Annotated in this window: 6 protein-coding genes; 4 read left to right on the top strand and 2 right to left on the bottom strand. The window is 69.9% G+C overall.

Going from position 1 to position 6,795, the window contains the following annotated elements; genetic code table 11:
• Positions 1-1,136: glycoside hydrolase family 18 protein (locus HII36_RS32810; protein WP_173527176.1), on the top strand; the 1,136-nt coding region annotated here is incomplete at its 5' end.
• A 131-nt stretch (positions 1,137-1,267) separates the two neighbouring features.
• Here the strand turns inward: HII36_RS32810 and HII36_RS32805 are convergent.
• Positions 1,268-2,491: a glycoside hydrolase 5 family protein gene (locus HII36_RS32805; protein WP_173527175.1), complete on the bottom strand. Its 1,224-nt coding sequence runs from the start codon at positions 2,489-2,491 to the stop codon at positions 1,268-1,270.
• Between the two features lie 102 nt (positions 2,492-2,593).
• Positions 2,594-3,613 (bottom strand): LacI family DNA-binding transcriptional regulator, encoded by a 1,020-nt coding sequence (locus HII36_RS32800; protein ID WP_173527174.1) that lies wholly within the window; start codon positions 3,611-3,613, stop codon positions 2,594-2,596.
• A 130-nt stretch (positions 3,614-3,743) separates the two neighbouring features.
• On the opposite strand from HII36_RS32800, the gene HII36_RS32795 reads away from it, so the two are divergent.
• From HII36_RS32795 to HII36_RS32785, 3 genes are read left to right on the top strand one after another with little or no spacing between them, the layout of a single operon-like run.
• Positions 3,744-5,021: an ABC transporter substrate-binding protein gene (locus HII36_RS32795; protein ID WP_173527173.1), complete on the top strand. Its 1,278-nt coding sequence runs from the start codon at positions 3,744-3,746 to the stop codon at positions 5,019-5,021.
• A 4-nt stretch (positions 5,022-5,025) separates the two neighbouring features.
• Complete coding sequence (locus tag HII36_RS32790) at positions 5,026-5,892, top strand: carbohydrate ABC transporter permease (RefSeq protein ID WP_173527172.1); 867 nt, start codon at positions 5,026-5,028, stop codon at positions 5,890-5,892.
• 1 nt (position 5,893) lies between these two features.
• On the top strand, positions 5,894-6,793 hold the full coding sequence (locus HII36_RS32785; RefSeq protein WP_173527171.1) for a carbohydrate ABC transporter permease: 900 nt from the start codon (positions 5,894-5,896) through the stop codon (positions 6,791-6,793).
• Positions 6,794-6,795: the final 2 nt, after the last annotated feature.

Below are 6,795 nucleotides of genomic sequence, written 5' to 3'. Positions count from 1 at the left end.
CCCCCACCTCCAACCCCGGCGGCAAGAAGATCGCCGGATATTTCACGAACTGGGGCGTGTACGGGCGTAACTTCCACGTCAAGAACCTCGTCACGAACGGCTCGGCCGCCAAGCTGACCCACATCGTGTACGCGTTCGGCAACGTCACCGGCGGCAAGTGCGTGCTGTCGGACACCTACGCCGACTACGACAAGTTCTACGGCGCGGCCGACAGCGTGGACGGCAAGGCCGACACCTGGGACACCGGCGCGCTGCGCGGCAACTTCGGCCAGCTGCGCGAGCTGAAGGCGATGTACCCGAACATCAGGGTCGTCTTCTCCTTCGGCGGCTGGACCTACTCCGGCGGCTTCACCGACGCGGCCAAGAACGTCACCGCGTTCGCCAAGTCGTGCCACCAGGTGGTCGAGGACCCGCGCTGGGCGGACGTGTTCGACGGCATCGACATCGACTGGGAGTACCCGAACGCGTGCGGCCTGGTCTGTGACACCAGCGGCCGGGCGGCCTTCAAGAACATGATGTCCGCGCTGCGCGCCGAGTTCGGGGCCGACGCCCTGATCACCGCCGCCATCACGGCCGACGGCACCGACGGCGGCAAGATCGACGCGGCCGACTACGCGGGCGCCGCCCAGTACGTCGACTTCTACATGCCGATGACCTACGACTACTTCGGCGCCTGGGCCAAGAACGGCCCGACCGCGCCGAACGCCCCGCTGACCTCGTACTCCGGCATCCCGATCGCCGGCTACTACGGCGACAAGGCGATCCAGAAGCTCAAGGGCCAGGGCATCCCCGGCTCGAAGCTGCTGCTCGGCGTGGGCTTCTACGGCCGCGGCTGGACCGGCGTCACCCAGGCGGCCCCCGGCGGGACGGCGACGGGCCCGGCCCCGGCCACGTACGAGGCGGGCATCGAGGACTACAAGGTGCTCAAGAGCAAGTGCCCGGCCACCGGCACGGTCGGCGGCACGGCGTACGCGTTCTGCAACGGCGAGTGGTGGAGCTACGACACCCCCGTCACGATCGGCTCGAAGATGGGCTACGCCAAGGACCAGGGCCTGGCCGGCGCGTTCTTCTGGGAGACCAGCGGCGACACCGCCGACGGCGAGCTGATCACCGCGATGTCCAACGGCCTCAGGTAAGGCGAGAGCGCTCAGACAAGAAGAGCGCTCAGGCAGGTCGAGAGCGTCCGGCCGCCGTCTACCGGCTGCGGCGGCCGGCGGAACGTGGTCCCCGCCCCCTCGCCAGGGCGGGGGCCACACCTATGCGAGGCTCACGCCTGGGTGAGCACGGTGTCGATGCCCCGCGCCGCCAGGTGCCCCGGATCGGCCGCGCCGGCCCTGGTCACGATGGCGACCGGGCCCGAGCGCCGCAGCCGTACCCACTCGGCGTGGAAGGCGCTGCCCGGCGCGACCTCGGCCCGCCGCCCGGGCTCCGCGCGCAGGTCCACCTCGCACACCAGCGCGGGACGCCGTTCCGCGGCGGGACGGCGCGCCTGCCCGGCGAGCGCGGCCAGCTCCTTGGCGGCCGGCTTGGGCCGGTGGTCGACGGTGAACAGCCCCAGGTCGTATTCGCGTTCCGGGAAGTCGGCCAGCGACCGGTCCAGGTCGTGTGAGCACCACCAGGTGACGCCCCACAGCGCCGGGTTCGGGGTCACGTGGTCGAGCAGGGCGCGGACGAACCGCGCGGCGTCCTGCTCGGGCACGTCGGGGCGCGGCGCGCCGACCTCCTGCAGCCACACCGGCCTGGACGGGTCGAGCGACGTGGAAGCGGCCAGTTCCACCAGGTAGTCGGCATGCGAGACGGTGGCCGGGCCGAGCGGTCCGTCCAGCGCGGACACCCCGTTGAAGACCCACGAATGCACCGTGGTCAGGTCGCCCAGGTCCACGTTGTCGGCGGGGTGGAAGGGGTGGTCCGGGTCGTACCAGGTGGCGTCGTACAGGGAGTGCAGGGCGAGCAGGCCGGGCGCGGCCTCCCGGACGACGCCGAGCAGCTCGGCGGCCCACGCGGACGACGCCGCGGGCGTGGTCGGGTTGGCCGGGTACAGGTTGTTGACCTCGTTGCCCAGCGTCACGGCGAACACGTTCGGCCGGGAGGCGACCGCGCGCGTCACCCGGTCCACGTAGACGGCCAGGCCCTCGCGGACCGCCGGGTCGGTGAACACGCTGGCCCGATGCCAGGTGAGCACCCACGACGGCAGGAAGTCGAAGCTGGACAGGTGGCCCTGGAGCAGGTCGACGGAGACCGACAGGCCGAACTCGGCCGCCACGTCGATCAGGTCGAGCAGGTCGTCGATGCCGCGCTGGCGCACCAGGGTCCTGTTGGGCTGGATCCACGGCCAGATCGGGAAGACCCGCACGTGGTCGAGCCCGATCCCGGCCAGGTCCGCGAAGTCGCGGCGGTTGGCGTCGAGGTCGGGATCGAGCCAGCTGTAGAACCAGCCGGACGAGGGCACGTAGTTCGCGCCGAGGCGCAGCGGGTCGGTGGGCAGGGGCACGCGTCCTCCGGGAGTCGAGCTGATCTCTTGCGCACCCTAAACCGCTTTAGCTCGCCTGCCAAGCCCCGTCCCACCCAAAGAGCGACGAAACGGACGCCGGGATCACCGGGGCGGCGGGGCGGTGCTCTCGCGCACCACCAGGCGCGGCGTGCCCGTCTTGACGTCGCGCCGGCGCCCGGGCTCGGCGATGACCTCCAGCAGCACCTCGGCCACCTGGCCGCCGAGCGCGAACGTGTCGCGCGACAGCGAGGTGATCGCCGGATGGGTGACCCGGGTCAGCACCGAGTCGTCGAAGGCCACGATCGACAGCTCGTCCGGCACCCGCACGCCCATCTCCCCCGCCACGCCCAGCCCGGCCAGCGCCATCACGTCGCTGTCGTACACGATCGCGGTCGGCCGGCGGCCGCGTGAGAGCAGGGCGCGGGTGGCGGCCGCGCCCTCGGCGTCGCTGAAGTCGGTCGGCAGCGAGACCGCCTCGGTCAGCCCGAGCCTGCGCACCGAGTCGCGCAGCGCCCGCATGCGCCGCTGCGTGTGACGGAAGCGCGGCAGCCCGGCGACGTGCGCGACGCGCCGGTGGCCGAGCGCGGCCAGGTAGTCGACCACCGACAGCATGGCCTCGCGGTCGTCGGCCCACACGCTCGACAGCGAGCCGTGCCTGCCGGGGCCGCCCAGCACCACGGCGGGGACCCCGAGTTCGTCGAGCGCGTCGATGCGCGGGTCGCGCACCTGCGGGTCGACCATGATGAACCCGTCGACGCGGTGCGCCGAGGCCCATTCGCGGTAGACCTCGATCTCGGCGTCGGCGTCCTCGACGACCAGCAGGTGCATGGCCACCGACTGGGCCGACAGCCGGGCCTGCAGCCCGGACAGGAGCTGGGCGAAGAACGGCTCGACGCCGAGCGTCTTGGCCGGCCTGGCGATGACCAGCCCGACCGCGTCGGCCCTGGCCCCGCCGAGCGCCCTGGCCGCGCTGTGCGGGCGCCAGTTCATCTCCTTGGCGGCCTGCAGGATGCGGGCCCTGGTCTCCTCGCTGACCCCGGGCCGCCCGTTGAGCGCGAACGACACCGCCCCCTTGGACACGCCGACGCGCTGGGCGATGTCGGCGATGGTGGGTCGGACCACGGCTGCTCCTCGTTTGATTCACGTTCGGATTCGAGTTCGGATTCGAGTTCGTCTCGGCTATTGACACAGCAGTGTAGCCAGGTGGATAGTCCCGCAACTAGAGCGGTTTAGTACCGAGAAGGAGGGCTCCATGCGAAGGCACTGGGCAGGACTGGCCGTGGCGGCCACGATGATCGTCACCGGTTGCGGGCTCGGCGGGACCAAGCAGGGGGCCGCCGTGCCGAGCGCGAGCGTCAGCGGCGAGGTCAAGGGCAAGGTGAGCCTCCAGACCTGGGCGCTGAAGCCCAAGTTCACCGACTACATGCAGGGCGTGATCGACGCCTTCGAGAAGAAGCACCCCGGCGTCGAGGTCGAGTGGCTCGACCAGCCCGGCGACGGCTACTCCGAGAAGGTGCTGAGCCAGGCGGCCGGCGGCAGCCTGCCCGACGTCGTCAACCTCCCGCCCGACTTCGCGCTCCCGCTGGTCAAGCAGGGGATGTTACTCGACGTCGCGCAGTCGGACCAGAAGCTCGCCGACGAGTACGTGGCCGGCGGCATCGACGCCTACAAGTACTCCGGCCACCAGGGCGTCTACGGCTACCCCTGGTACCTCAACACCGACGTCAACTACTGGAACTCCGAGCTGCTGAAGAAGCACGGCCTCGACCCGGCCAAGCCGCCCACCACCCTGGACGAGCTCATCGCCCAGGCCCGCACGTTCAAGGAGAAGTCCGGCGGCAAGGTCTACCTGATGAGCCGCCGCCCCGAACTGGGCGACTTCACCCAGGCCGGCGTGAAGATCCTGTCCGACGACGGGCAGAACTTCGTCTTCAACACCCCCGAGGCCGTCGCCGTGCTCGAACGCTACCGCGAGGCGTTCAAGGAGGGCCTGCTGCCGCGCGACGTGCTCACCGACACCTACGCGGGCAACGCCAAGCTGTTCAACGAAGGCACCGTGGCCTGGACGACGGCCGGCGGCAACTACATCACGAGCCTGGCCACCGACAACCCGACGCTGGCGCCCAAGGTGGTGCCCTCGACGGTGATCGGCACCCCGCCGCTGTTCGTGCAGGGCCTGTCGGTGTCGAAGTCGACCAAGAACGCCCCGGCCGCGCTCGCGCTGGCCCGCTGGGTGACCAACGCGGAGAACCAGGCCGCCTTCGCCCACCTGGTCAACATCTTCCCCAGCACCAAGGCCTCGGCCGACGACCCGTTCTTCAGCAAGAGCGACGGCACCAACTCCGGCGACGCCAAGGTCATCGCGTTCACCTCGCTGGCGCAGGCCAGGATGTTGCAGCCGGTCGAGGTCACCGAGGCGATGAGCAAGTACATCAGGCAGCAGATCTCGGCGGCGCTCAACGGTGAGATCAGTGCCAAGGAGGCACTGGACAAGGCGGTCGCCAAGTGCAACGAGCTGCACAAGAGCTGATCGAATGAGCCGCTGGTTCACTCCGTGGCTGCTGGTGCTGCCCGCCGCCGTCTGGCTGGTCGCGTTCAACGTCTGGCCGGCGGTCAACACCGTCGTCCTGGCGTTCACGAACGCCAAGCCGCTGGGCGGCGGGCATTTCACCGGCCTGGCCAACTTCGAGCGGGTGCTGAACGACGACCAGCTCGCCGACGCGCTGATCAACAGCATCGTGTACATGGTCGTCTGCCTGCCGCTGCTCACGATGGTGCCGCTGCTGCTGGCGATCCTGGTGGAGAAGCGGCTGCCGGGGATCACGTTCTTCCGCACCGCCTTCTACACGCCGGTGGTGGCCTCGGCCGTGGTGGTGGCGCTGATCTGGGGCTGGGTGCTGGACGACCGCGGTCTGGTGAACGGCTTCGCCCAGTGGCTGGGCGTGGTCGCCGCGCCGGTGCCGTTCCTGACCGACCGATGGCTGCTGCTGTTCAGCGCGATCACGCTGACCGTGTGGAAGGGCCTCGGCTACTACATGATCATCTACTTGTCGGCGCTCGGGAACGTCCGGCGCGAGCTGCACGAGGCGGCCGCGGTCGACGGCGCGGGCGCGGCCCGCAGGTTCTGGAGCGTCACCGTGCCCGGCGTGCGCAACACCATGCTGCTGGTCTCGGTGCTGGTGTCGGTGTCCGCGCTGCGCGTGTTCTCCGAGCTGTACGTGCTGTCGAACGGCACCGGCGGCCCCGGCGGGCGCGACATGTCGGTGGTGATGCTGATCCAGATGTACAGCCGGGGCTTCACCGGCCACCTGGGCTACGCCTCGGCGCTCAGTCTGGTGCTGCTGGTCATCACGATCGGGCCGATGCTCCTGCTGCTGCGTCTCGACAGGAAGGCGTCCTGACATGGCGCTGCGTGAAGTGAAGGGGCCCGGCACGGGGCGCCGGCACCGCCGGGAACGGCGCTGGGGCGCGCTCAACACGATCTCGCCGGGCGAGCGCGCGGTGCGGTACGCGCTGATGGCGCTGGTGCTGCTCATCACGGTCTCGCCGTTCCTGTGGCAGCTCTCGACCTCGCTGAAGAGCCTGGACGAGGACATCTACACCAGCACGCCGGCCTTCCTGCCGGAGCACCCGACGCTGGACAACTACTTCAAGGTCGCCGACACCATCCCGGTCTGGGCGTACGCCGGGAACTCGCTGGTGGTGGCCGCCATCGTGGTGACGGGCAACGCGGTCGGCGCCACGCTGGCCGGTTACGCGCTGGCCAGGCTGCGCTTCCGCGGCGCGAAGCTGCTGATCGGCGCGTTCGTCTCGACGCTGGTGCTGCCCGAGGAGGTGACGATCATCTCCAAGTACGTGATCGTCCGCGACCTGGGCCTGGCCGACACGCTGCCCGGCGTCGCGCTGCCCGGCGCGATCGGCATGCTCAACGTGCTGCTGATGCGGGTGGCGTTCCTGGCGATCCCGGCGGAGATGGAGGAGGCGGCCGTCATCGACGGGGCCACCACCTGGCAGCGGTTGCGCCACATCGGCCTGCCCAATGTGCGTGGCATGCTGAGTGTCATCACGATCTTCGCTTTCATCGGCGCTTGGGATGATTTCCTGTGGCCTCTCATCGTCCTGACCGATCCGGACAACTACACGCTCACCGTCGGCCTGCAATACCTCAACGGCACGTTCAGCGCCAATCCCCGGCTGATCGCGGCCGGGACGATGATCTCGTTCCTGCCGATCGTGGTCGTGTTCGCCACGTTGCAGAGGTTCTTCTTCAAGGGCGTCGAAGAAGGCGCGATCAAGGGTTGACC

Origin of the sequence: Nonomuraea antri (assembly GCF_013283785.1) — a bacterium.
Lineage (GTDB): Bacteria > Actinomycetota > Actinomycetes > Streptosporangiales > Streptosporangiaceae > Nonomuraea > Nonomuraea antri.
Note: the sequence above shows the minus strand (reverse complement) of the source record. Positions and strands in the feature narration are given on the sequence as shown.

Excerpts from the sequence above, each read along its gene's own strand:
- HII36_RS32795 (WP_173527173.1), top strand. The coding sequence starts at position 3,744 with ATGCGAAGGCACTGGGCAGGACTGGCCGTGGCGGCCACGATGATCGTC.
- HII36_RS32790 (WP_173527172.1), top strand. The coding sequence starts at position 5,026 with ATGAGCCGCTGGTTCACTCCGTGGCTGCTGGTGCTGCCCGCCGCCGTC.
- HII36_RS32785 (WP_173527171.1), top strand. The coding sequence starts at position 5,894 with ATGGCGCTGCGTGAAGTGAAGGGGCCCGGCACGGGGCGCCGGCACCGC.